At 66.7% G+C, this 24,230-nt stretch carries 20 protein-coding genes and 1 pseudogene; 10 read left to right on the top strand and 11 right to left on the bottom strand.

The window, feature by feature from the left end; translation table 11 throughout:
* Positions 1 to 300 precede the first annotated feature (300 nt).
* Entirely contained in the window at positions 301 to 1,815 is a 1,515-nt protein-coding gene (locus ACTIMF_RS16985; protein WP_442351462.1) for a signal peptidase I, read from the top strand.
* A gap of 31 nt (positions 1,816 to 1,846) precedes the next feature.
* Here the strand turns inward: ACTIMF_RS16985 and ACTIMF_RS16980 are convergent, their stop codons facing one another.
* Positions 1,847 to 2,605, bottom strand: coding sequence for an acyltransferase (locus ACTIMF_RS16980; RefSeq protein ID WP_442351461.1), 759 nt, complete (start codon positions 2,603 to 2,605; stop codon positions 1,847 to 1,849).
* A gap of 99 nt (positions 2,606 to 2,704) precedes the next feature.
* On the opposite strand from ACTIMF_RS16980, the gene ACTIMF_RS16975 reads away from it, so the two are divergent.
* Positions 2,705 to 4,018 carry an outer membrane protein assembly factor BamB family protein gene (locus ACTIMF_RS16975; RefSeq protein WP_442351460.1) on the top strand — a complete coding sequence of 438 codons (1,314 nt, stop codon included), beginning with the start codon at positions 2,705 to 2,707 and terminating at the stop codon, positions 4,016 to 4,018.
* A 4-nt stretch (positions 4,019 to 4,022) separates the two neighbouring features.
* On the top strand, positions 4,023 to 5,231 hold the full coding sequence (locus ACTIMF_RS16970) for a THUMP-like domain-containing protein (RefSeq protein ID WP_442351459.1): 1,209 nt from the start codon (positions 4,023 to 4,025) through the stop codon (positions 5,229 to 5,231).
* A gap of 161 nt (positions 5,232 to 5,392) precedes the next feature.
* Here the strand turns inward: ACTIMF_RS16970 and ACTIMF_RS16965 are convergent, their stop codons facing one another.
* Together ACTIMF_RS16965 and ACTIMF_RS16960 are read right to left on the bottom strand one after the other, a co-directional pair.
* The gene (locus ACTIMF_RS16965; protein ID WP_442351458.1) at positions 5,393 to 6,367 is read right to left on the bottom strand and encodes a methyltransferase domain-containing protein; all 975 of its coding nucleotides are present in this window, start codon (positions 6,365 to 6,367) and stop codon (positions 5,393 to 5,395) included.
* A 7-nt stretch (positions 6,368 to 6,374) separates the two neighbouring features.
* Positions 6,375 to 7,163, bottom strand: a complete 789-nt coding sequence (locus ACTIMF_RS16960) for an enoyl-CoA hydratase/isomerase family protein (RefSeq protein ID WP_442351457.1) — start codon at positions 7,161 to 7,163, stop codon at positions 6,375 to 6,377.
* A gap of 79 nt (positions 7,164 to 7,242) precedes the next feature.
* Here ACTIMF_RS16960 and ACTIMF_RS16955 point away from each other — a divergent pair, with 79 nt between their 5' ends.
* Together ACTIMF_RS16955 and ACTIMF_RS16950 are read left to right on the top strand one after the other, a co-directional pair.
* Positions 7,243 to 8,229: a DNA polymerase domain-containing protein gene (locus ACTIMF_RS16955; protein ID WP_442351456.1), complete on the top strand. Its 987-nt coding sequence runs from the start codon at positions 7,243 to 7,245 to the stop codon at positions 8,227 to 8,229.
* Between the two features lie 45 nt (positions 8,230 to 8,274).
* Entirely contained in the window at positions 8,275 to 9,222 is a 948-nt protein-coding gene (locus ACTIMF_RS16950) for an alpha/beta hydrolase family protein (protein ID WP_442351455.1), read from the top strand.
* An 11-nt stretch (positions 9,223 to 9,233) separates the two neighbouring features.
* Here the strand turns inward: ACTIMF_RS16950 and ACTIMF_RS16945 are convergent, their stop codons facing one another.
* Together ACTIMF_RS16945 and ACTIMF_RS16940 are read right to left on the bottom strand one after the other, a co-directional pair.
* A complete protein-coding gene (locus ACTIMF_RS16945) occupies positions 9,234 to 10,046 on the bottom strand; it encodes an NUDIX hydrolase (RefSeq protein WP_442351454.1) in 813 nt (270 codons plus the stop codon).
* A 50-nt stretch (positions 10,047 to 10,096) separates the two neighbouring features.
* A complete protein-coding gene (locus ACTIMF_RS16940; RefSeq protein WP_442351453.1) occupies positions 10,097 to 10,936 on the bottom strand; it encodes an ABC transporter ATP-binding protein in 840 nt (279 codons plus the stop codon).
* A gap of 68 nt (positions 10,937 to 11,004) precedes the next feature.
* Here ACTIMF_RS16940 and ACTIMF_RS16935 point away from each other — a divergent pair, with 68 nt between their 5' ends.
* Positions 11,005 to 12,033 carry an LLM class flavin-dependent oxidoreductase gene (locus tag ACTIMF_RS16935; RefSeq protein ID WP_442351452.1) on the top strand — a complete coding sequence of 343 codons (1,029 nt, stop codon included), beginning with the start codon at positions 11,005 to 11,007 and terminating at the stop codon, positions 12,031 to 12,033.
* Between the two features lie 29 nt (positions 12,034 to 12,062).
* Here the strand turns inward: ACTIMF_RS16935 and ACTIMF_RS16930 are convergent, their stop codons facing one another.
* From ACTIMF_RS16930 to ctaD, 3 genes are all read right to left on the bottom strand, one after another.
* Entirely contained in the window at positions 12,063 to 12,794 is a 732-nt protein-coding gene (locus tag ACTIMF_RS16930) for a peptidyl-tRNA hydrolase (protein WP_442351451.1), read from the bottom strand.
* Positions 12,795 to 12,798: 4 nt separating this feature from the next.
* A complete protein-coding gene (gene serB / locus ACTIMF_RS16925; RefSeq protein ID WP_442351463.1) occupies positions 12,799 to 14,019 on the bottom strand; it encodes a phosphoserine phosphatase SerB in 1,221 nt (406 codons plus the stop codon).
* A gap of 116 nt (positions 14,020 to 14,135) precedes the next feature.
* On the bottom strand, positions 14,136 to 15,848 hold the full coding sequence (gene ctaD, locus ACTIMF_RS16920; protein ID WP_442351450.1) for an aa3-type cytochrome oxidase subunit I: 1,713 nt from the start codon (positions 15,846 to 15,848) through the stop codon (positions 14,136 to 14,138).
* Positions 15,849 to 16,100: 252 nt separating this feature from the next.
* Here ctaD and ACTIMF_RS16915 point away from each other — a divergent pair, with 252 nt between their 5' ends.
* From ACTIMF_RS16915 to ACTIMF_RS16905, 3 genes are all read left to right on the top strand, one after another.
* Positions 16,101 to 17,105: an ABC transporter substrate-binding protein gene (locus ACTIMF_RS16915; protein ID WP_442351449.1), complete on the top strand. Its 1,005-nt coding sequence runs from the start codon at positions 16,101 to 16,103 to the stop codon at positions 17,103 to 17,105.
* Positions 17,106 to 17,169: 64 nt separating this feature from the next.
* Positions 17,170 to 20,031 (top strand): DEAD/DEAH box helicase, encoded by a 2,862-nt coding sequence (locus tag ACTIMF_RS16910; RefSeq protein ID WP_442351448.1) that lies wholly within the window; start codon positions 17,170 to 17,172, stop codon positions 20,029 to 20,031.
* A complete protein-coding gene (locus tag ACTIMF_RS16905) occupies positions 20,028 to 20,780 on the top strand; it encodes an SWIM zinc finger family protein (protein WP_442351447.1) in 753 nt (250 codons plus the stop codon). Before ACTIMF_RS16910 ends, ACTIMF_RS16905 begins: the two co-directional genes overlap by 4 nt.
* 81 nt (positions 20,781 to 20,861) lie before the next feature.
* On the opposite strand, the gene nrdF is transcribed toward ACTIMF_RS16905, so the two are convergent.
* Positions 20,862 to 21,863, bottom strand: coding sequence for a class 1b ribonucleoside-diphosphate reductase subunit beta (gene nrdF, locus ACTIMF_RS16900; protein ID WP_442351446.1), 1,002 nt, complete (start codon positions 21,861 to 21,863; stop codon positions 20,862 to 20,864).
* 168 nt (positions 21,864 to 22,031) lie between these two features.
* Here nrdF and ACTIMF_RS16895 point away from each other — a divergent pair, with 168 nt between their 5' ends.
* The gene (locus tag ACTIMF_RS16895) at positions 22,032 to 22,775 is read left to right on the top strand and encodes a CPBP family intramembrane glutamic endopeptidase (protein ID WP_442351445.1); all 744 of its coding nucleotides are present in this window, start codon (positions 22,032 to 22,034) and stop codon (positions 22,773 to 22,775) included.
* A gap of 4 nt (positions 22,776 to 22,779) precedes the next feature.
* Here the strand turns inward: ACTIMF_RS16895 and ACTIMF_RS16890 are convergent, their stop codons facing one another.
* Complete coding sequence (locus tag ACTIMF_RS16890; RefSeq protein WP_442351444.1) at positions 22,780 to 23,946, bottom strand: zinc-binding dehydrogenase; 1,167 nt, start codon at positions 23,944 to 23,946, stop codon at positions 22,780 to 22,782.
* A gap of 172 nt (positions 23,947 to 24,118) precedes the next feature.
* A pseudogene (locus ACTIMF_RS16885) lies at positions 24,119 to 24,230 on the bottom strand (ribonucleoside-diphosphate reductase); the annotation flags it as partial.

Raw genomic sequence — 24,230 nt, 5'->3', positions numbered from 1 at the left:
CGTACAGAACACCGGTGCCACCGCATTCCGGTACAGCGTCAGCGTGTCGAGTACCAGCGCACTCGGCCGTGGGATGACCCTCAGAATGACGGCGAACAGCACGTGCACCGGTACGCCGCTCGTCTCAGCGCAACCGATCACGGTCAGTCCTGTTCTAGTCTCTGGAAACCGCGGCCCCCTCTCCACGGGAGCGGGAGCCGAGACCCTGTGCGTCCAACTGGCAATGCCTGCCACAGGCGTCCCCCAGACGGTCGCCGGAACATCCGGGACCGTCCTATTCACCTTCGATGCGACAAGCGTATGAGCACCCATGCAGACGGTCGACGGGGCCGCATCGCCGACTTGGTCCTGACCGTCGGCGCAGTGGTCGGCGTCGTCTGCATCGTCTCGACGTTGATCGCCCTAGCCGTCGGTGTCCGGCCGGTAATCTTCGAGACAGGCTCAATGGCGCCGACGATTCCGACCGGGTCTCTCGGGATCAGCAAGACAGTTCCCGCGACCGACCTGCGGCCGGGAGACGTCGTCGGAGTGATTCGAGATGACGGCGTGCGAGTGACCCATCGCGTGGTCTCCATCGACGGCGTCGCCGGAAACTCGGTGACATTGACAATGCGCGGCGACGGAAACGACGCGCCCGACCATGATGCGTATGTGGTGACCGAAGGCAACCGCGTCTATGGATCCGTACCGCTCCTCGGGTACGTCGCCTCGTGGCTGCGGAATCCGTACACACTGGTGCTGCAGGCGCTCGCAGCACTGTTCCTGCTGGCCGTGGCGTTCGCACCGGCAAACGGCTGGCGTCGGTCGACGACGGCACAGCGACTACTCACCGGCACCGCTGCCGCGTCGGTAGTCGTGGTCGCCGCATCGGGGCTGCACTCCTCGAGTGATGCGCAGGCGGCACTGCCTCCTCAGCAGGCGACGGCGGCGGGTTCGCTGACGGCGGTCGAGGTCAAAGCGCCTGCGAGCCTCACATGTGCGGACACCGGAAGCGTGCTCAATCCACGTGTGACCCTCTCGTGGCCCGTCCCGGCAGACCAGAGAGGGTCGATATTCAGTTATTCGGTAGTGTCCGACACGACTGTTCTTGGTCAAGTGGGGCCGACGACCCAGAGCAGCGCGAGCCTGCAGATCGATGCCGGACTCCTCGGTAGCCTCATCGGCGGCCTACTCGGAAGGACCTTTTCGGTTCAGGTCGTCACAAAAGTCGGTAACTGGACCTCGACGCCAAGCGCGTCCCAGACTGTTAGATATCCCCTGATTGCGCTGGGCCCGGCGTGCGCGACCCCGAACACCCCCGCAGCGAAACGTGCAGCGGCCAGCCCATCCGGCGCACCAGACTCGTCCACATCCACACGACCGTCCGACAAGGCTCAGTCGCCCGAATCGACCCCCCCGCCTGATTCCGCTGATCCGAGCACGCCTACGACCCCGACCACGCCAGGGTCGGCCGACCCTGCACCGACGTCGCAGAAACCGGAGCTTCCCGCAGGTGGGACATCCACTGCATCGGGCGCTTATGCGTACTACCACGACGGCTCGCAGGTCACCATCTGTGACGCCGACACCACCGATGTCGTCTACCGATCCGATTTCCCGGCGGGTAGCGACGTCCGATGGATCCCGGGCACCGACGACCTAGAAGTGACGGCGCCCGACGGAACTGTCACCGTCGTCAGCACACAGGACGGCCGCTGGACTGCCACCACGACCGCGCCATCCGCGCCCGCCACCGGCCCGTCGCCCGTCGAGCCCGATACCGGGGCCGGGTCCGAAGCCACGACCGAACCCCAGCAGCCGACTGCCGACGAATAGCGGTCTCGACCAGACGCCGTCGATCTGCGTCCTACTCGCCGACAGCGTTCTCGCTGCCCGCTGCCTTCTTCCGCTCGATGTCCGCGAGAGCGCGCTCGATCTCGGCGCGCTTCTCTGCGCCTGCCTCCCACACAGCGAGACGGTTCTTGACCGCACGCGCGGGTGCGCCGACGACGATCGAGTAGTCGTCGAACTCACCGCGGACCACCGCATGCGCCCCGAGGACGCAGCCGCGTCCGGCGATAGTGTCGCGCAGCACCGTCACCTTCGCCGCCAACCAGGTGTCCGGCCCGATTCGCACCGGCCCCTTGACGATGCCCTGGTCCTTGATCGGAAGATCGATGTTGTCGGTGACGTGGTCGAAGTCGACGATGTAGCACCAGTCGGCGACCAGAGTGGACCCGCCGATCTCGATGTCGAGGTACGAGTTGACGACGTTGTTGCAGCCGAAGACCACCTTGTCGCCAATCCGCAGACTTCCCTCGTGGCAGCGGATCGCGTTCCCGTCGCCGATATGGACCCACCGCCCGATCTCCAGCCGTGCGAGCTCCGGAGTCGCGTGGATCTCGACGTTCTTGCCGAGGAACACCATGCCGCGCAGCACCACGTGCGGGTTGCTGAGGCGAAACTTGGCCAACCGGTAGTAGCGGACGAGGTACCAGAGCGTCCAGGCGCGATTGCGCTTGATCCACCGCAACGACGCGAGCGTCAGGAATCGTGCCTGTTCGGGATCCCGAGCCCGGCCGGCGCGTCGCCGCGAACGGTAGGACGCGTTCCACATCGTGGTCATGACGACAAACCCTAATGGACCGTGCCCGGCCTGCGGAATCAGGTCTCGGCGACACGATAGAGTCGTCCGCGAACCCCGTCCACCGACATCAGGAGCACGATGACCCAGGCAGTTCGCCGACGACGCAGCTCAGGCCTGGTCTTCGTAGTATTGACGGCAGTTCTGGCCGTCCTCGCCTCCGCCTGCTCGGACGGCCACCACGAACTCCGGGCCCAGCCCTCGGCGGGGTGGTCGTCGTTCGGCGGAAGCGGATCCAACGCCAACTTCACGTACGCGGGTGTCCCGGACGACCTTCGTCTCTCGTGGACCCGTCCGGCGGGAGGCCGTGTCCTGGCCCAGGTCGCGATCAACAGCGGCGGGGACGTAGCGAGCACATCGCAGGCACCGTCCGGATGCGATTTCCAAGTCCTCGACCAGCGTTCTGGTCGTAAGAACTTCTGCAGAAGGCTCGGGACCGAATCAGCGCTCAACACCGCCTTCTACGACAACCTCGGGCAGCCGTACATCGGCAAGGCCGGACTGTTCGTCGCCTACAGCAGCGGTGGCGCGATCCGGTGGCGACTGCCGACCGCGGGTCTCGGCCTCTCCGCGAAGTCGGCCGGGCCCGGCCGTCTTCTCGTCGCCACGACCGGCGGACAAGTGCTGCTGGTGGACACCCAGACCGGCGAATTGGCGGCACCACAGAAGCGGTACCGACCGCGGCCGACGGAGTCCGACCCGACCGCAGGCGTCGCACAGTGCCCGGCGGGTGGACCCGAGTGCGCGATCGCCGCACCGCCCGCCGTCGACGTCGGAACCAGTCGCGCCTTCCTCAATGTATTCCCGCAGGGAGCAAAGAACTCCCAGCTCACCGCCCTGACCTACGCTGACGCTGACGGTGACGAGCGGATCGCCCCGTTGTGGACAGCCGATCTGGGCGGCGGCATGACCGGACCTGCCTCACTGTCGGCGGACGGGCGCACCGTCTACGCGTTCGGACGCGACGGCAAGCTGTATGCGGTGGATGCCGCCAATGGAGAGGTCCGCTGGTCGCATCAGCTCGACGGCTCGGGCTTCGCGACCCTGTCGGTGTCACCGGATGGCACCCTGGTCCCGTCGGGCCGCGTCGGTTCGCCTCTGACGATCCTGCACGACGACGGCGACCACGCCACCGAAGTCGCGCGGCGGGACGACGTCCAGTTGGCAGGCGTCGGAGCCCAGACCGCAGCGGGCACCGCATGGTCGGTGGTCCGCGACGGCCCCGACGAGCAACTGGTGCTCACCGAGTTCGACACGAAGTCCGGTCAGACCAAGCGGTCGCTGCCGCTGCCCGACGCCTCCGGCTTCTCGACGGGCGTCGCAGTGTCGGCCACGGGCCAACTCGTCGTGGCCGCCACCAGTGGAACCCTCTACTTCTTCGATCGCAGACCCTGACGTCGTGGCGTATGAGTTCGGTGTCGACGACATCATGTTCCTGACCTCCGAGCGGGGCACCGCCGCACTCGCCGACGCCGCAGCACTCCCGTTGACCGACACGTCGTTGTTGAAAGACGTTCCGACCCTGCGTCGAAAGTACGCGCCGCACGAGGCCGCGCTCGTCGAAACGGTGCGGACGCGCAGGCGCGCCGTCGGAAAGCTCGACGACCCCGACACGCTGCTGTTGACCGACACGGCTCTTCAGCAGTCGACGCCGTCCGCGGTAGCAACACATCGCGCCGACGAGCTCGCCGACCGGCATCCCGGAGCGGTCGTTCACGATGTGACGTGCTCCATCGGTGCCGAGATGCTCGCGCTCGCGGCCTCTGACGGCCTCGGCGGCGTGATCGGCAGCGACATCGACCCGATCCGCCTCGCGATGGCCACCCACAATCTGCACGACCGACGCGGCGTGCAACTGATGCGCGCCGATGCGCTCACCCCGTGCTCGCGCGCCGACATCGTGATCGCCGACCCCGCGCGCCGGACCGCGCGCGGTCGCACCTTCCGGCTCGACGAGCTCGATCCGCCGCTCCTAGAACTGCTGTCGGTGTACGCCGGACGGCCGATGGTGGTGAAGTGCTCCCCCGGCCTGGACTACCAGATGCTGCGGGACCGGTTCGGCGTCGAGGCAGCGGTCCAGGTGACGTCGTTGGACGGCGGGGTCCGCGAAGCCGCTCTGTGGACCGAGGCCGACGACCTGCCCGCTCGCCGCGCCACGGTGCTGCGGACCGGAGCAGACGGGACCGTGCACGCCGACGAACTGTCCTCTGACGATCCGGACGACATCGACGACCCCGGTGTCGGCGAGTGGATCGTCGACCCCGACGGCGCGGTGGTGCGCGCCGGACTCGTGCGCCACTACGCGCACCGGCACGCTCTGCGACAGCTCGACCCGCAGATCGCGTACCTGACCGGCGACGCCGTTCCCGCGGGCGTCCGAGGCTTCGCGGTCGTCGACCAGATCGGCGTCACCGAACGGGCCCTTCGCAGCGCTCTCGCGGCCCACGACTGCGGCAGGGTGGAGATCCTGGTCCGCGGTCTCGACATCGACCCCGACCGCCTACGACGCCGACTCAAGTTGAAGGGGTCGTCGCCGATGGCGCTCATCCTGACGCGAATCGGTCGCAACGGCACCGCATTCCTCTGCCGACCGGGTATACGCGGCTAGACGCACGCTGTCTGGCCGACCGGTGCAGCCTGAGATCTGCTGTCGCAGCCTCATATCCGCATTCGCAGCCTGATTGCGTCTTAGCAGCCTCCGCTGAGCATGCGTAGACGCATTGAGGCTGCGCACCGACATCCGAAGCTGCGGTGCGACGGCTCAGGCTGCTACTTCTCCGGCTTCACTCCGGTGATCAGCACGTTGTAGAAGAACTCTGGCGGGACGATCTTGCGGAGCACGTTGTCGTCGAACCACGTCATGCGCTTCCAACCGCCGAACGCGAATCGCGCCCATCCCCAGCCGAGCTTCTCCGGCGGCACGGCGGCCTCGAACGTACGAACCGGCCAACCGAGCATCGCGGCAGCCAATTCCTCGCTCGACGAACGAACGTCGACGGCGCCGGCGCTGGAGGCCAGCCGCTCGAGGTCCTCCGGCGAGAAGGTGTGGATGTCGACCACGGCCTCGAGAGCGGCAGCACGCGAGCTCTCGTCGAGCTCTTCCTGCGGGCGACGCCACGCCTTGAGCGGGCCGAACTTGGTGATGTTCGTGGTGGCCCACCAGGTGGCGCGGCTCATCCAGCGTGCGTAGAAGTCGCCGTAGGTCGAGGGCTCACCGGCGAACACGAAGCGTCCACCCGGCTTGAGGACGCGCAGCACCTCCCGCAGCGACTTCTCGACATCCGGAATGTGGTGCAGCACAGCGTGTCCGACGACGAGGTCGAAGGTGTCGTCGTCGTACGGGATGCTCTCGGCGTCGGCGACACGGCCGTCGACGTCGAGCCCGAGGTTCTCGGCGTTGCGCAGCGCGACCTTCACCATGCCCGGCGACAGGTCGGTGACCGAGCCCTTGTCGGCGACACCGGACTGCATGAGGTTCAGCAGGAAGAAGCCGGTGCCGCACCCGAGCTCCATGGCGCGTCCGAACGGCAGGTCGGCGTCGGGAAGGATGAGGTCCAAGCGACCGCGCGCGTAGTCAATGCAGCGCTCGTCGAACGAGATCGACCACTTCTCGTCGTAGGTCTCGGCCTCCCAGTCGTGGTAAAGGACCTGCGCGAGCTTGGTGTCCTTGAGCGCGGCCTCGACCTGCTCGGCGGTGGCGTGCGGATTCGGCGCCGGGTCGTTGTTGTTGTCGATCGTGGTCATCGTCGTCCTACTTTCCGGTGAACTTCGCCTTGCCGGGACCATTCGCGACGAACGACTCCATGCCGATCGTGCGATCGTCGGTCGCGAACAGCGATGCGAACAGTTGCGCTTCGATCTTGAGGCCGGTCGCCAGATCGGTGTCGAGTCCGGCGTCGACGGCGGCCTTCCCCGCGGCGAGCGCGACCGATGCCGCGTTCGCGAACTGGTCGGCCCACGCGAGCGCGGCGTCGTAGACGTCGTCGGGCGCAACCACCTGGTCGACGAGACCGATCTGCAGTGCCTCCTCGGCGCCGACGAAGCGCCCGGTGAAGATCATGTCCTTAGCGCGCGACGGTCCGATCAGTCGCGCGAGCCGCTGGGTTCCACCTCCGCCGGGAATCACGCCGAGCAAAGTCTCCGGGACGCCGAGCTTGGCGTTGTCGCCAGCGATCCGGCGGTCGGCGCCGAGTGCAAGTTCGAGGCCTCCGCCGAGTGCGTATCCGGTGATCGCGGCGACTGTCGGCTTCGGGATGGTCGCGATCGCGCCGATACCGTCCTGCAGGCGGCCGGCGACCTTCGACATGTCGGCGAACGACATCTCGTTCATCTCCTTGATGTCGGCGCCCGCAGCGAGCACCTTCGGTCCGCCGTAGACGATGACCGCCTTGATGTCGTCGCGCATCGACGCTTCATCGGCGGCTGCCGACAGCTCGGTCTGAACCTGACGGTTCAACGCATTCATCGGCGGACGGTTCAAACGGATCGTCCCGACGCCGGGATGATCCGGCGATGTCTCCAGAGTCACGAACTCAGCCATGCACGCAGGCTACCGGTTAGTAGGATCGGATCCTCAATCAGTCCTCATCAGCGGGACATGAGCGCACTACTGTTACCTCATGGGCGCTGATGCAGTTGAGTTGCTAGTCCCCGGGACCGACGGGCAGACGCGAACGGTCCGAGTGACCAGCCCCGACCGCGTCTACTTCCCAGAGACCGGACTCACCAAACTCGATCTGGCCCGTTACTACCAGGCCGTCGGCGAACCGATCACGCGAGCGTTGCGCTTCCGCCCGTGCATGCTGCACAGATTCCCGAAAGGCACGGCAGACAAGAAGGTCCACCAGAAGAAGCTGCCCGCGGGCGCTCCCGACTGGATTGAGACGGTCGATGTGTACTTTCCGCGGTACTCCCGAACCGTGCACGAATTGTGCGTCACCGAACCGGCAGCCATGCTGTGGGCCGTCCAGATGGCGACCGTCGAGTTCCACCCGTGGAACTCTCGGCGCGCGGACCCTCATCCGCCCTCAACAGGCCGTCCCCGCTCCCCCGGCATCGAATATCCCGACGAGTGGCGGATCGACCTCGACCCGATGCCCGACTGCGATTTCCCTCGTGTCCGGCGAACGGCGCACGTCGTTCACGAGGTCCTCGATGAACTCGGTATCGTCGGCTACCCGAAGACGTCCGGCGGCCACGGCCTCCATATCTATGTGCGGATCGAACCCGAGTGGGGCTTCGCCGACGTCCGTCGCGCCGCGCACGCCTTCGGCGCCGAGGTATCGCGACGCGCTGCCGGCGAAGCCACCGTCGCGTGGTGGCGCAAGGATCGCGATCCGTCATCGGTGTTCGTCGACTTCAACCAGAACGCCCGCGACCACACCATGGCTGCCGCCTATTCCGTTCGGGCCACACCGCGCGCGACGGTGTCGACTCCGATCACATGGGACGAGATCGACGACGTCGAACCCGACGACTTCACGGTCGCCACTGTGCCCGACCGCCTCGCCCGGCTCGGCGACCTGCACGGGAAGATCGACGATGTCGCGTACCGCCTCGACACCCTTCTGGAATGGGATGACCGCGACAGTCGGGACAACCGGTAATATCGACGCGTCTGGAGCTCGGAAGCCACGAGAGGAAGATCGCGGATGCGCCGACCCCTGTTCGCCCTCACCAGCACCGTCGCCGCGATCACACTCGTGCTCGGGGGCTGCTCGGCGACCGACTCCGGCCACGATCCGGCCACCACGTCGTCGGATCACCCTGCGGCCGTCCCCGACGGTGTCACGAAGAGCCGAGTGCAGTACTACACCGGTCCCGGCGCTGATCCCGACCAGAACTGGGCCGACTTCTACCTTCCCGCAGGCGATCTCGCCGTCGACACCGTGCCGCTCGTCGTCCTGGTCCACGGCGGTGCGTGGAAGATGCCACTCGGCGCCGAGATCTTCGACGGCCTCGCAGGCGACCTCGCGGCGCGCGGAATGGCCGTCTACAACATCGAGTACCGTCGCGTCGGCGCAGGCGGCGGTTGGCCCGCGACCTTCCTCGATGTGGCCCGAGCCCTCGACTATGTGGTGGACCTCGACACCGCTCACCCCGAGATCACCACGGGCGACGAAGTCGTCGTCGGACACTCCGCCGGTGCGCAACTCGCCGTGTGGGGCGGCACCCGCCACGAGCTCGACCCCAGCGAGGTGGGCGCGCGGCCTGCTTTCCGACCCAAACGCGTCGTATCCCTGGCGGGCCCGCTAGACATGGTGCAGGCCGTCAAGGACGGCGACGACCGGATCGTGGCGGCTCTCGGCGGCGAGCCACATACGGTGCCGGCTCGGTACTCGGCCGTCGACCCGATCCAGAACCTCGATCCGGCGATACCGGTGGCAGCAGCCCACGGCAAGGACGATTCACTCGTGCTGCCGCACAACTCGATCCGGTATGTCGCAGCACTCGACAAAGCAGGCGGCAAGGGCTACCTGAGTCTTCTGGACGGCGAGACCCACACCTCGATCGTCAACCGACGATCCGCCCATTACCAACGCGTCCTCGATCTGGTCTCGAAGTACGCGGACACGCCGATAGCGCAACTACCGACCTGACCGGACCCGCGCTACAGCGAGAAGTCCCTCTGCACACGACCGTCCGAGAGGGCCTCGAGATAGCTGTCCGAGTCCGCGAACCGAAGTCCGGCCACACCGGAACCGTCACCGACCGCCGGCTGGATCGCGGTGATGTCTCGCTGCGCGGCGAGCAGGTCGGCGACATTCGTGAACGACGCGATGTACCGCAACTGAGTCCACGTGGGCGGAAGCAGGAAGTGCTTTCCCGCGTCCCAATCGTCGATCGCCGCGGCCGCCGACATCCACTTCGTTTCAGCGGCTTCGCTGGTCTCGCCGTCGGCCTCCTGGCTCTCGGGCATCGACGCGAGGAAGAAGCGCGTGTCGTACCGGCGACTCTCGTTCTCCGGAGTGATCCAGTGTGCGAGCGGCCGAAGCAGGTCGGCGCGCAGCACAAGCCCCTGGGCGGTGAGGAACTCGCCGAGCGAGATCTCCTTGGCCTCCAGTCGCGCCCGCTCGGAGAACAGCGACGCAGGGTCGTCATGCACGGTGTCCGCCGTCCCGGCGAGAAGGACACCGCACTCCTCGAACGTCTCGCGAACCGCGGCGCACACGAGCGCGCGAGCGGACGCCTCATCGGTGGAGAACACCTCAGCCCAGAAGTCGACCTCGGGGCCCACCCAGCGGATGTCGGCGTCACGGTCGCGTGGGTCCACCCCGCCGCCGGGAAACACGGTCATGCCGCCCGCGAACGCCATCTGCTTGACCCGGCGCTGCAAGAACACTTCGATCTCATCGGCTCCATCACGCACGAGCACGACGGTGGACGCGTCCCGCACGGGGACCCCACTGGATTCAGCCACCACGTTCTCCTCTGATCACCGTTCGATTAATCGACACTAACCGACACGTCGAGTCAGGCCCGACGGTGTCCACCCGCACGGCGTGCCCGACGCGCGAAATAGCGGCCGTCGTCGTAGTTGAGGACGATGTTCTGCCGGAACGTCGCGGACAGGTTCTCGGCCGTCAACGTGTCGTCGATTGCACCCTGCGCGACGACACCGCCCTCGGACAGCATCAACACGTTGGTGAAGCCCGGCGGGATCTCCTCGACATGGTGGGTGATCAGCACCATCGCGGGCGAATCCGGGTCGGCCGCAAGGCTTCCTAGTCGATCCACGAGTTCCTCACGACCGCCGAGATCGAGTCCGGCCGCAGGCTCGTCGAGTAGAAGTAGTTCCGGGTCCGTCATCAGACCGCGCGCAATCAGCACCCTTTTGCGTTCGCCCTCACTCAACGTGCCGAACGTGCGGTCCGCGAGGTGCTCGGCACCCATCGACTCCAAGATGTCGGCGGCCTGCGCACGGTCCATCGGGTCGTACTCCTCGCGCCACCGCCCGAGAACTGCGTAACCCGCCGAGATCACCAGGTCCGAGACCTTCTCGTCGGCCGGGACCCGCCCAGCGAAGGCCGAACTCACCAACCCGATACGGGTCGACAGTTCGCGGACATCGGTCCGTCCGAGTCGCTCGCCGACGACGAACGCCTCGCCGCGTGTCGGGTGGTCGAGAGCCGCCGCCATCCGCAGCAATGACGTCTTACCGGCACCGTTCGGCCCGATGATCACCCACCGTTCGTCGAGTTCGACCCGCCAGTCGACGGGTCCGACGAGAGTCGTACCGCCGCGCACCAGCGAGACATCGTGGAATTCGATGAGGAGATCGGGATCAGCGATGGTTTCGGTCACAACGTCCATGGTGCCGGATGGACCGTCGGCTGCGCGGCAGGGGAATAAACGAGTGAGATATTTCGCTGAAACGCGGTGTGACCGATTCGCATTCTCCCGCCCTCGCTGCCTCTCCCGTCGCCTCGATTCCGCTCTCGCTGCTCGACCTCGCCCAGGTCGGCGACGGTGAGACCGTCGCCGAATCGCTGCGGTACTCAACCGAACTGGCGACGTATGCCGACGGCCACGGATACGAGCGGATCTGGTACGCCGAACACCACAACATGCCGACGATCGCGTCGTCGGCGCCCGCCGTCCTGATCGCCCACATCGCCGCGCACACGTCGCGGATCCGACTCGGCGCGGGCGGTGTGATGCTGCCCAACCACTCGCCGCTCGCGATCGCCGAGCAGTACGGCACTCTCGCCGAACTGCATCCCGGCCGCATCGACCTCGGTCTGGGACGCGCGCCCGGGGGCAACCAAGCCGTGTTCCACGCACTGCGACGCTCGCCGGCAGCGTCCGAGCACTTTCCGCAGGACGTCGTCGAGCTACTCCGCTACTTCTCCGGCACGGGCGTCGAGGGAGTGCAAGCCACCCCGGGCAAAGGATCCGACGTCCCGCTGTACATCCTCGGGTCGTCGCTGTTCGGCGCGCAGTTGGCGGCGGCGACCGGACTCCCCTACGCGTTCGCGTCGCATTTCGCGCCGCAAGCCCTCGAACAGGCCGTCGACATCTACCTCCGCGACTTCCGCCCGTCGCCGCTACCGGACGGCGGCGAATCCGAGCCCTACGTGATGGCGGCCGCCGCCGTGATCGCCGACGACGATGCGCAGCGGGCCGCATCCGAATTCCACAAGGCCAAGGTCGGGCGGATCAAGCACCTGTTCAATCAGGGTCGCAACCTCACCGACGACGAGGCCGAGATGTTGCTCGACGCTCCTCCCGGCGCACAGGTGAAGGAGATGCTCCGGTACGCCGCCGTCGGGACCCCCGACGAGGTGCGTGAGCAGCTGGCCTGGTTCGCGGGCCATGCACGCGCAGACGAGTTGATCCTGGCGCCTCTCGCGGGCGACCGCGACGTGTTGCTCGGCACCGTCAAGCATTTGGCGCCGCAAGGCGGCTAGCAGTGAGATATGCGCAACGCGGCCACTGACTAAACGGACGCTCGCTCGGCGACAACGGTCATGGATCCGGGTGCGACTTCGGTAAAACCTGCGTCGCGGACTGCGGCGGCAGCGCCGATATCGGCAGCGGCACGCAGCGCCGACCAGCGGGCGGTGTCGGCGAGACGGACGTCCAGCGGACAGCCCGCACTGTACCACGACTCGGCCTCCTCGAGAGTGAACAGTGCGACGCCGAGCATCGACGCATGGCCGACCTGGGCGGCAGCCTTACCGACCGACATCTCCAGGCTCGGCGCGAGCCACAAGCACAGCCCGTCGGAGTCACCCGTCGGATCGTCGACCGGCAGATCGCCGTCGACGTCGGTCCCGCCGATCTGCAGCTTGCGAATCCGCTGATCGACGTCGCCCACACGTCCGGGGACGAACGCGCGGACGCGGCAGCCGTCGTGCTCGGCAGTCACACCCCACAGGCCCTGGACGTCGCGCCACTGCTTGCCACGTGCTCGCCGCGCGATCTTGCGGATCCGCGCATCGCACCACGCATCCAGACCGGGCGCCCACGGTCCGTCCTCCGCTCCCCTGCCGTCGAGACAGAGCAGCACGGCCGCACGGGCCGCAGCGACGAGCAGACCGTGCCTGCTCGGCGGATAGGTCTTCTCGATCTCCAACACCATCTGCATCGCGAGGACGTCCGCGGGCTCCTCTGGATCCTCGCCGCCGCCGGCGTAGCCGACGAGCCGGTCGTACGAGTCGACGAACACGGACCTACGTCTCCAACGGCACCCGGCGAAGGGTGCCGTCCTCGATGTCCGCAGCTTCGATCTCGTCGCGCGTGACGCCCAACATGAACAAGACGGCATCGAGGAATGGATGGTCGAGGGTCGTATCGGCGACCTCGCGGAGGGCGGGCTTCGCGTTGAAGGCGATACCTAGGCCGGCCGCCGCCAACATGTCGATGTCGTTGGCACCGTCGCCGACCGCAATCGTCTGCCCCATCGGGACACCGACCTGATCGGCGAACGCACGCAGGGCCCGCGCCTTACCCGGTCGGTCGATCACGTCGCCGACGACGCGTCCGGTCAGCGTCCCGTCGACGATCTCGAGGGTGTTGGCGCGGACGAAGTCGAGTTCGAGTTCACGGGCGAGCGGATCGATCACTTGGCGGAACCCTCCAGACACCACGCCGCAGTGGTAGCCGAGGCGGTGCAGGGTTCGGATGGTCGTCCGCGCGCCGGCAGTCAACTCCAGGGACGCCGCGACCTGGTCGATCACCGATTCGTCGAGCCCTTGCAAGGCCCTGACCCGCTCGTGCAGGGACTCGGCGAAGTCGAGTTCGCCGCGCATCGCGGCCTCGGTCACCGCCGCGACCTCCGCCTCCCGCCCTGCAGAGGCGGCAAGCATCTCGATGACCTCGCCCTGAATGAGGGTCGAGTCGACGTCGAACACGATGACGCGTTTCGCACGGCGCGCGAGCCCACCGCGATCGACGGCGACGTCGATGGGGAATCGTGCCGCGACCGTCACGAGGCCTGCGCGCAGAGCCGTATCCGTCGACGCGTCCTCACCGACGGTCACCAGTAGTTCCAGACCAGTCAACGGGTAGTCGGCCACGCCGCGGATCGAGTCGATGTTGCCGCCGCAGCCCGCAACCTCGGCGGCGACGGCTTGGAACGACTCCGCCGACACCGGACTGCCGAGGATCACGATCGCGTGCGTCGACGGTCGGTGGCCGTGGCTCGTCGCATCGACCGCGAGTTCCACGGACATGCCGCGCGAATGCATGGGCAGGTCGACCGCATCGAGGACGGCGGCCGCCGAACCCGTCGTCGACACGAGGACGCCGAGCGTCAGATGATTGTGAATCACCACCTGCTCCACGTCGAGGAGGTCGACGCCTACACCGGCGAGCGCCCCCATCAACGACGAGGTGACTCCCGACTTGTCCGGGCCGCTGACAGTGATGAGGATGGTGCGTTTGGAGTCCACTGTTTCCACCCTTGAATTATGGGGCCCGGACCGCGTCCGGCGCGAACCGGGACAGGCACCGCAACGAGAAAGGCCCGCCCGAGCGAACTCGGACGGGCCTTCCTGCGACTACAGCGTCAGTGCACTTCGTGCTTCTCACTGCCCCAGCCGACGTGGGCCTCAGCGCGTATGCGCTCCACCATGTGCGGGTAGTGCAGCTCGAATGCCGGGCGCTCCGAACGGATACGCGGCAGCTCGGTGAAGTTGTGACGCGGCGGCGGGCAGCTGGTGGCCCACTCGAGCGAGTTGCCGAAACCCCACGGGTCGTCGACTGTGACGACCTCGCCGTAGCGGTAGCTCTTGAAGACGTTCCAGAGGAACGGCAGCGTCGAAATGCCGAGTACCAGCGCACCGATCGTCGACACGAGGTTCAACGTGGTGAAGCCGTCCGACGGCAGGTAGTCGGCGTAACGACGCGGCATGCCCTCGTTGCCCAGCCAGTGCTGGACCAGGAACGTCAGGTGGAAGCCGATGAAGGTCAGCCAGAAGTGCCATTTGCCGAGCGTCTCGTCGAGCAGGCGTCCGGTCATCTTCGGGAACCAGAAGTAGATGCCCGCATAGGTAGCGAACACGATGGTGCCGAACAGGACGTAGTGGAAGTGCGCGACGACGAAGTACGTGTCCGAGACGTGGAAGTCGATCGGCGGGGCGGCGAGCAGAACGCCCGTCAGACCACCGAAGAGGAACGTCACGATGAAGCCGATCGAGAACAACATCGGAGTCTCGAACGTTATTCGACCCTTCCACATGGTTCCGATCCAGTTGAAGAACTTCACACCGGTCGGGATCGCGATGAGGAACGTCATGAACGAGAAGAACGGGAGCAGAACCGAGCCGGTCACGTACATGTGGTGCGCCCAGACGGCCACCGACAGTGCGGCGATCGCGAGGGTCGCATACACGAGGCCCGAGTAGCCGAAGATCGGCTTACGCGAGAAGACCGGGAACACTTCGGACACGATGCCGAAGAACGGGATTGCGATCACGTAGACCTCGGGGTGACCGAAGAACCAGAAGAGGTGCTGCCACAGGATCACACCGCCGTTGGCTGGGTCGTACAGGTGGGCGCCGAACTGGCGATCCACCTCGAGACCCATGAGCGCGGCGGTCAGCAGCGGGAAGATCAGCAGAATCAGGACGCTCGTGACGAGGATGTTCCAGGTGAAGATCGGCATGCGGAACATGGTCATACCCGGTGCGCGCAAGCACACGACGGTGGTGATCATGTTGACCGCACCGAGGATGGTGCCGAGGCCGGCCACACCCAGACCCATGATCCACAGGTCGGCGCCGAGGCCCGGCGCGTGCACCATATCGGTGAGCGGCGTGTATGCCGTCCAACCGAAGTCGGCCGCACCGCCCGGGGTGAGGAAGCCGCCGAGGGCGACGAGGTTGCCGAACAGGAACAACCAGTAGCCGAGCGAGTTCAGGCGCGGGAACGCCACGTCGGGCGAACCGATCTGAAGTGGCAGAACGAAGTTGGCGAAGCCGATGACGATCGGCGTCGCGTACATCAGCAGCATCACGGTGCCGTGCATCGTGAACAGCTGGTTGAACTGCTCATTCGACAGGAACTGAAGTCCCGGATGAGCGAGCTCGGCACGCATCAGAAGCGCCATCAGACCGCCGACGAGGAAGAAGGCGAAACAGGTGACGATGTACATCTGACCGATCAGCTTGTGGTCGGTAGTCGTGATGAGCTTGTAGAAGAAAGAGCCCTTGGGCTGGTAACGCTCCGGATAGGGGCGCTCGGCCTCCACCCGGGTCGTCGGCTGTTCTACCGCGGTCACTGATTCCTCCTCGTGAGCACCGTTGCGTCCCGTTGTCCCGGTCGGCGGCACTGGACCTCTCGTCCGTCTACTGCTGTGGCGCCGACCGAAGACAGCGCGCTGCATTACCGATCGTAGACCAGAGTCGCCCACGATTCCGAGTGGGTCCTACGAACTGTCGTACTCGCGTGTTCGCGGCCCGGTCGACGTGCAGCGCACCGGTGCTAGCGTGGTCGCGTGCACCACTTCCCTCGACGACTCGCACGCGGTCGCATGAGTACCGCTGCCGCCACCCTGGCGGGGGCCACAGTTCTCGCTGTCGGACTGTCCGCGTGCGGCAGCGACGACGGTGTGCTCCGTACCCCTGATGGATCGGTGATCTCCACGACGACCACCAGGTTCGCCGAAGTCAACATCGTAGGAGCGGGCCGCGACTTCTCCCGCACCTGCCTTGCGCCGACCGCCGTCGACCCGGGCCGCACCGACGCGACGCGGATCGTCGTCACCGATCCGGCGCTGCTTGACGGGTTGTGCGCGCTCGGCCTCGGACCTCAGGTCCGAGCTATCGCCGCCGCCCCCGGTTCGGTGCCCGCGTATCTCGGGCCGCAGCTGGCCGCGGTCCCGGCCATCGGCGACACACCCGACGCCGCGGCAGTCCGGGAAGCCGCACCCGACCTGGTGCTGTCCACGCCGGGCACCACGAGGAGCCTCGACGCACTGACCGCGACGGGCGCCCTCGACGGGGCACGCACGGCCGTCGTCGAACCGTCCGCCGACTGGAAGGCATCACTGCTCGGCGTTGCCTCGGCCACCAACAGGTCCGTGGCCGGAAAGCAGCGGGTCGACGAGTTCATCGCCGAAGCGACGCGCGTCGGGCGTGTCATGGATGCCTCGCACAGTCAGGTGTCATTGGTGCGCTTCACCCCGGACGAGAGCTTCATCGAAGGCACGTCGTCGTTCGGCGCGCAGGTCATGTCGCTTGTCGGCGTGTCCAGGCCTGCGCCGCAGCGCACTCCCGACGCCGTGCCGATGACGGATGCGAACGTGGCCGACGCGGACGCCGACCTCATCTACGTCAGCTATGCGGGGCAAGCAGGTCAAGACCGCGGCAAAGATGTGCTCCTTTCGGACGAATGGCTCAACCTCGGCGCCCCCACCTGGAAACGCGTGCTATCGGTGAATGACGACGTCTGGTACGGCCGCCCCGGCGTCGCCGCCGGTTGGCTGATCGTCAACGACCTCAAGGAATCGCTGAACAGCAGCAGTTCCGGCGACTAGCCGCCGATTCGGCAGCAAGCTTGTCGGCGGCTCAGCGTACAACTGTGCTCATGAAGGTGTGCCCGTGAAGGCTCCTCCCGTGCGCGTCCTCTGGCGCCCTGGCATCGGACTGGCGGTGTGGCCCGCGACCGAGACGTCGGCGGCCGCCGGCGCACTCCTCGACGACGTCGTCGACGTTCCGTCGGCGCTCACCGATCTGATCGGCGGGCGACGGCTGCGTCATCCCATCGAACTCCGGACAGCGACCGGAGCACGTGACTACGTCCACGCCACCGCCGTCGGAGTGCCGACCGCCGCGGCGTTCCTCGACCGATTCGACCACCTGACGCCCGGCGGCGACGTCGCGTTCTACCGATATCTCCTCGCCGGCGTGCGTTCGGCGATCGACGCGGGTGCCGTCGCACCCGGAGCCGTCGAGATCGCGGGCATGGTCGAGGTGCGGTGGCTGCCGATGCCGACGAGCGCATGGCGCGCATGGCTGCAGGTCGCACACGGGAGTGCGCCCGCTGCGGTCGCCGAGAACGGCGGTTCGTCGGCCATCACCGATTTCGCGAACGAACTCATCGACCACGAGGTCAGGCGCCGAATCGGCGACCGGGTCGGATCGCAGGTGCCATTGGTCGCCGGACTCGCCGCGCACGCGCCGTCGCCCGTCCCCGATCTGCCGGGCGCCCGCGGGGCGTGGACGGACTGGCTGGCCACCGTTGGACCCGAATCCGCGACGCTGGTGCTCCGCCTGCACGAGCCGCCCGACGAGCCGACGTCGCCCGGCGACGAGCGCTGGCGTCTCGAAGTGTGCCGTCATACGCCGACCGGCGACGTGGTGCCGGTCGCGCCCCATCGGATCGACCCCCATGAACTTGAGGCGATCACCGGAGACCTCGCGACGGCCGTCCACGCCTTCGGGCCCCTCGCGAGGGCCGACACCGATCCGCACTCGCTCGACTTCCTCCTCGAAACGGCGGCCGTCGACGACTTGTTCACGGACGGGGCTGCGGCGATCTCCGAGGCCGGAATCACGGTGCTGCTCCCCCGCACGATCGCAGCCGTGTCACCGAGTCTGTCCCTGCGGGCGTCGCAGGCGATCCCGGACGGTGGTGCGCGCCCGGGTTTCGTCGGACTCGACGAGATCTCCGACTTCGAGTGGCGGTTGTCGCTCGGCGACGCCCCAGGGTCGCCGGAGCTCACACAGTCCGACCTCGACGAGCTCGCGCAACAGCACGGAAATCTCGTGAAGGTGCGAGGCCGGTGGCTGCGCGCCGAGGGAGCGGCGCTGCATCGGGCCGCCGCGTTCCTCGCCGCCCAACGGGCCCTATCCGGCCCGGACGCCACGCCGACGATGGGCGAGCTGTTGAACCTGGTCGCCGATCCTGTCGACCAGCTACCGGTACCCGTCTCGTCTGTTCAAGGCCTCGGGTGGCTCGACGACGTCGCGCGCGGCGGGGCCATCGTCCCCACCCCCGTCCAAGCACCGGCATCACTGCACGCAGACCTACGCCCCTACCAACAACGCGGCCTCGACTGGCTCCACACCCTCGGCGGACTCGGGGCAGGCGCCGTCCTCGCCGACGATATGGGGCTCGGCAAGACAGTGCAGGTCATCGCGTTGCTCACAACGATGAGGGCCGACGATCAGCACCGGCCACCTGCCCTCGTGGTGTGCCCGATGTCGGTGATCGGCAACTGGCAGCGCGAGGTGGCGACGTTCGCCCCCGATCTGCGCGTCGTCGTCCATCACGGGGCCGGGCGCTCGGTCGACTCGATCCGGGTCGGCGACGTCGATGTCGTGTTGACGACGTTCGCGACGCTCGCTCGCGACCGGCCCGAGCTGGCGACACTGCCGTGGAGCGAACTAGTCGTCGACGAGGCCCAGCACGTCAAGAACGTGAACACCGCGGCCGCGAAGGCATTGCGCGCTATTCCCACCCGCCTCCGTATCGCCCTGACGGGAACCCCTGTCGAGAACCGGCTCGAAGACTTGCGCGCCGTCGTCGACCTGGTGAATCCGGGAATGCTTGGGACGGCGTCCGCGTTCCGATCCCGTTTCGCCGAGCCCATCGAACGCGACCGCGACCAGAATGCCCTACGTCGTCTCAATGCACTCACCGGGCCGTTCATCTTGCGGCGGACCAAGACCGACCCCGACGTAGCGCCGGATCTGCCGGACAAGTCGGAACTGATCGTCCGAACCAATCTCACCACCGAGCAGGCCGGCCTCTACCAGGCCGTGCTCAACGAGCTGCACGAAGCGCTCGCCGAGCGCAATCCAGTGGGTGAACGTCGCCGCAGCGTCCTCGCCGCGCTCACGCGACTCAAACAGATCTGCAACCATCCGGCGCACTACCTCGGCGACGGTTCGCCGCTGATGCGTAAGCGCCGCCACCGGTCCGGCAAAGTGGAACTGCTCGTCGACGTGCTGACGACGTTGATCGCCGAAGGTGACAAGGCGCTGGTGTTCACGCAGTTCGCGGCGTTCGCGGACCTGCTGACGGAATGGCTCTCCCCGATTCTCGGAGTCGAGGTCCCGGTGCTGCACGGCGGCCGCTCACGCACCGAGCGCGACGCGATAGTCGAACGATTCCAGGGAGAGGGCGGACCGCCCGTCCTGCTCGCGACGCTGAAGGCAGGCGGCACCGGGCTGAACCTCGTCGCCGCCAACCACGTCATCCACGCCGATCGCTGGTGGAATCCGGCCGTCGAAGACCAGGCGACCGACCGCGCGTACCGAATCGGCCAGTCACGCAATGTCCAAGTTCGCAAGTTCGTCTGTGTCGGCACGTTGGAGGAGCGGATCGATGAGATGGTGACGGCGAAGCGAGAGCTGTCGCAGTTGACGGTGAAGACCGGTGAGAACTGGTTGTCTGACCTCGATGACGATGCACTGTTCGATCTGTTGGCGTTACGCGACGAGGCGGTCGGCGAATGACCGGACGCCGACGCAAGGCCGCACCGGTCCGCGGGTACGGGATCACCCGATGGTCGCGAGCATTCGTCTGTGTCGTGGAAGCCGGGGCCGACCACCGGCATATCACCGGCGCACGACGATACTTCCGCGATCGACACGTCGACGACCTGTCGATCGGCGAGGGAACGATCACGTCGTCGGTACGAGGCTCCCAACTCGATCCGTTCGATGTGATCGTGCGGACGCGATCCGTCGACGCCGACACCGTCGTCGGCCTGCTGCGGACCACCGGCGAGGTAGATGATCTGCTCGCGTTGGCGCGCGGCGAACAGCCCGCCGGGTTGGGTTCCCTGATCGCCCCCACCGAGTCCGCCGACGTCGAGTCGAGTTGTACCTGCCCGGACGAGGCCCCGCGCTGCATCCACGTGTTGGCGACCGCGTTCGAGGTGGCCGCGGAGATCGACCGTCGACCCACCACGTTATTGCAGGTGATGGGCACCGATCTGCCATCGCTGCTGGCTGCCGCCGGCGGCGGCCCGGAGTCCGCAGCCGATGATGCGTCGACCGACGATGCGCTGCCGGAGGACTTCTACGGCGACACCGTCGTACTGCCGCCCCCTCCTCCGTTTCCCGCTGTCGACGCCCTCACCGAACTGGAGCCCGCCGCGTTGCGGACGGCTCTGCGCGCGTCCGGTGTTCCCGCCACACAGTTGGCCGAGGCGTTCGACGACCTGGCGACGTTCTACGCGGAGTTGAAGCGACGGACGTAGGGCCTGATGCCAGAATCGCCTTAACCTGCTGGTTGGTGTCACCTGGTGACACCAACCAGCAGGTTAGTGACGGAATGAGGGTCAGAAGTCCCAGTCGTCGTCTTCGGTGTTGACGGCCTTGCCGATGACGTACGAGCTGCCCGAGCCGGAGAAGAAGTCGTGATTCTCGTCAGCGTTCGGCGAGAGCGCCGACAGGATCGCAGGGTTCACCGCGGTCTCGTCCTTTGGGAACATCGCTTCGTAGCCGAGGTTCATCAGCGCCTTGTTCGCGTTGTAGCGCAGGAACTTCTTGACGTCCTCACTCAGGCCGACCTCGTCGTAGAGACCCTCGGTGTAGTCGGTCTCGTTGTCGTACAGCTCGAAGAGCAGCTCGAAGGTGTAGTCCTTGAGTTCAGCGCGCCGCTCGGGCGTCTGTGTCTCGAGCCCGCGCTGGTACTTGTAACCGATGTAGTAACCGTGAACGGCCTCGTCGCGGATGATCAGTCGGATCATGTCCGCGGTGTTCGTCAGCTTGGCGCGCGACGACCAGTACATCGGCAGGTAGAAGCCGGAGTAGAACAAGAACGACTCGAGCAGCGTCGAGGCGACCTTGCGCTTGAGCGGGTCGTCGCCGCGGTAGTAGTCCATGATGATCTGTGCTTTGCGCTGCAGATGCTCGTTCTCTTCGGACCAGCGGAACGCCTCGTCGATCTCCTTTGTGGAGCACAGAGTGGAGAAGATCGAGCTGTAGCTCTTGGCGTGTACCGACTCCATGAACGCGATGTTCGTCATCACCGCTTCTTCGTGAGGGGTGACCGCGTCCGGGATCAGCGCGATGGCGCCAACGGTGCCCTGGATCGTGTCGAGCAGCGTGAGGCCGGTGAAGACCCGCATCGTGAGGGTCTTCTCGTACTCGGTGAGCGTGCCCCAGGACGGGATGTCGTTCGACACCGGAACCTTCTCCGGCAACCAGAAGTTTCCGGTCAGACGGTCCCAGACCTCGGCGTCCTTGTCGTCGGTCACCCGGTTCCAGTTGATGGCCGACACCCGGCTCACCAGCTTCACCGGAGCACCTTCTGCAGGACTGTGGGCGATCTCAGACATGACACCTCGCGTTGAAGAAATGGCGATCGATCCGAACGGCTCAACCCTACCGCTTGGGGCCGACGACCCCACGCAACACAACATCGTGTGTCTCGGTGACGAACGGCGTGGCGCGCAGCGACACGCCGATAGAATCGCCTCACTCTGCAATGACGCGAGGAGGACGATGTGACGCTCCCTCGTCCGTCGCGCTCAGCATCACAACTCGTCCGTCGGCGTGTCCGCTATTACCATTTGCTGATCACGCTCATCGCCGCCGTCTTCGCCGCGGAGACGATGATGCACTTCACCCACTACACGTGGTCGCGGTGGATCGTGACGATCACTGCGATCGTCGCCGCCGCGTTGGCCGTCGGATCGGGTCTGCGGACCGCCGATCTGGGCTTGTCCCCGGGAACTCTGGCGCGGGGCGCCCGGTGGTCGGCAGCGATCGTCGCCGTCGTGGTGTCGGCGATCGGCGTCGCCCTCGCAGTACCCCCGCTGCGCGAACTGTTCCACAACGACGCCTACCGCGACCTTTCGTGGGCGCTGTTCTCGGCGTTGGTGTTGATCCCGTTGCAGACGGTGATCCCAGAGGAACTCCTGTTCCGCGGGATCGTGACCGGCGCCCTGCTGCGTCGTCACTCCGTCGCCGTCGCCATCACCGTGCAGGCCGTCCTGTTCGGTCTGTGGCATATCGTCTCGTCGATCGGACTGTCCGAAGGCAACGAAGGTATCGGCGACGTCGTCGGCTCCGGACTCGCAGGCCAGATCTTCGGCGTGGTCGGGGCGGTCGTGTTCACCGGAGCGTCCGGAGCGGTGTTCGGCTGGCTCCGGATCCGGACCGGGAGCCTCCTCCCCTGCATCGCTCTGCACTGGGCCGCGAACGGTGCAGGCGCGATCGCGGCGGCGTTCGCATGGCAGTTGGGCTGAGAACTCAGACCTCGGTCTTCGCACTCCTCGGGTCGACGAGAATCTTCGCATGCACCTCGGGATCACCGAGCGCGTCGAACGCCGCCTCCACACCGTCGAGTCCGACGGTTCCGGTGATCAGCGGCTTCACGTCGACCTTGCCGCTCGCCATCATCTGCAGGGTCTCGTGGAACTCGCCCGGGTCGTAACCGAACACGAACCGGAAGTCGATCTCCTTGCTCCCCGCCATCGCGGGCATGAAGGAGTCCTGCTCCATGCACACGCCGACGACCACGATGCGGGACCGCGGCGGCGCCGTGTCGACGAGTTGCGAGATCATGCCCGGAACTCCGACGCATTCGAATACGGCGGGGCCGGCGGGTACCTCGCCCAGGCGTTCGGCCAGCCGGAACACGTGCCACCACGGAATCGGACCGGGCAATGCGCGGAGTTTCCCCATCGTGCCCAACGCGAGGCCGACTAGGTCGGACACCGACCGCGCTTCGTTACGGCCGGGCCTGTATGCGTCGAACGGATCAGTCTCGCGAGGATCGACCACGATGTCGGCACCGACCTCTCGCGCGAGCTCACGACGTCGCGGCGACAGGTCGCTGGCCACGACCTTCTTCGCACCGGATGCTTTCAACATCGCGATGACAGCGAGCCCGATGGGTCCGCAGCCGATCACCACGGCGGCCTGACCTCGTCCGAGGTCGCCCCGGCGTACCGCATGCCAGGCCACCGCCATGGGTTCAGTGAGGGCCGCCTCGTCGTCGGAGAGGCTGTCCGGGACCGTCATCGCCATCGATTCCTGGACGACGACGCGTTCGGCGTACGCGCCCGGCGCGCGCTCGGACAATCCGATCAGCTGTGGCCCGTCGTCTTCGCCGGTCATCGGGAGCGCGACGACACGTGTGCCCCGCTTCCACCGCTTGTGGCAGCCCGGTCCATACTCGGCGACCGTTCCGACGAACTCGTGGCCCATCACGACCTGCTGGTCGAATCGCATCATGTGGGAGTACCCCGCGGTCTCCGCGACCTCGGCGACGACATCCGCGTGATGACGTGCGTGGAGATCAGATCCGCAGATCCCGGTCCGCGTCACCTCCAGCACCAGTTGCCCTCGTCCCGGCGTCAGGTCGGCAACATGGTCGACGGTCAATCGGCCTCGGCTGCACAAAACGGCTTTCATACGGGTCACTGTAGTTCTCATCGGCGGCCGAGCCGCGTCGAGGCGCCGTGATCTCGATTCCGCTCGACCAACCGGGGGGCAGGCAGGAGCTCGACCAACGGGCCGGAGACGACGAACGGCGCAACGCCCAAGGGCGACGCGCCGTTCTGTCTGGGTATCGATGCAGTCAACCTCATAACATGCAGCTGACGCAGCCTTCCACTTCAGTACCCTCGAGTGCCATCTGGCGCAGGCGGATGTAGTAGAGCGTCTTGATGCCCTTGCGCCATGCGTAGATCTGCGCC

The organism is Gordonia sp. (in: high G+C Gram-positive bacteria) (genome assembly GCF_052106715.1).
In the GTDB taxonomy this organism is placed as follows: Bacteria; Actinomycetota; Actinomycetes; order Mycobacteriales; family Mycobacteriaceae; genus Gordonia.
The sequence above is the reverse complement of the archived record's forward strand: the minus strand, read 5'-3'. Positions and strand labels throughout refer to the sequence as shown.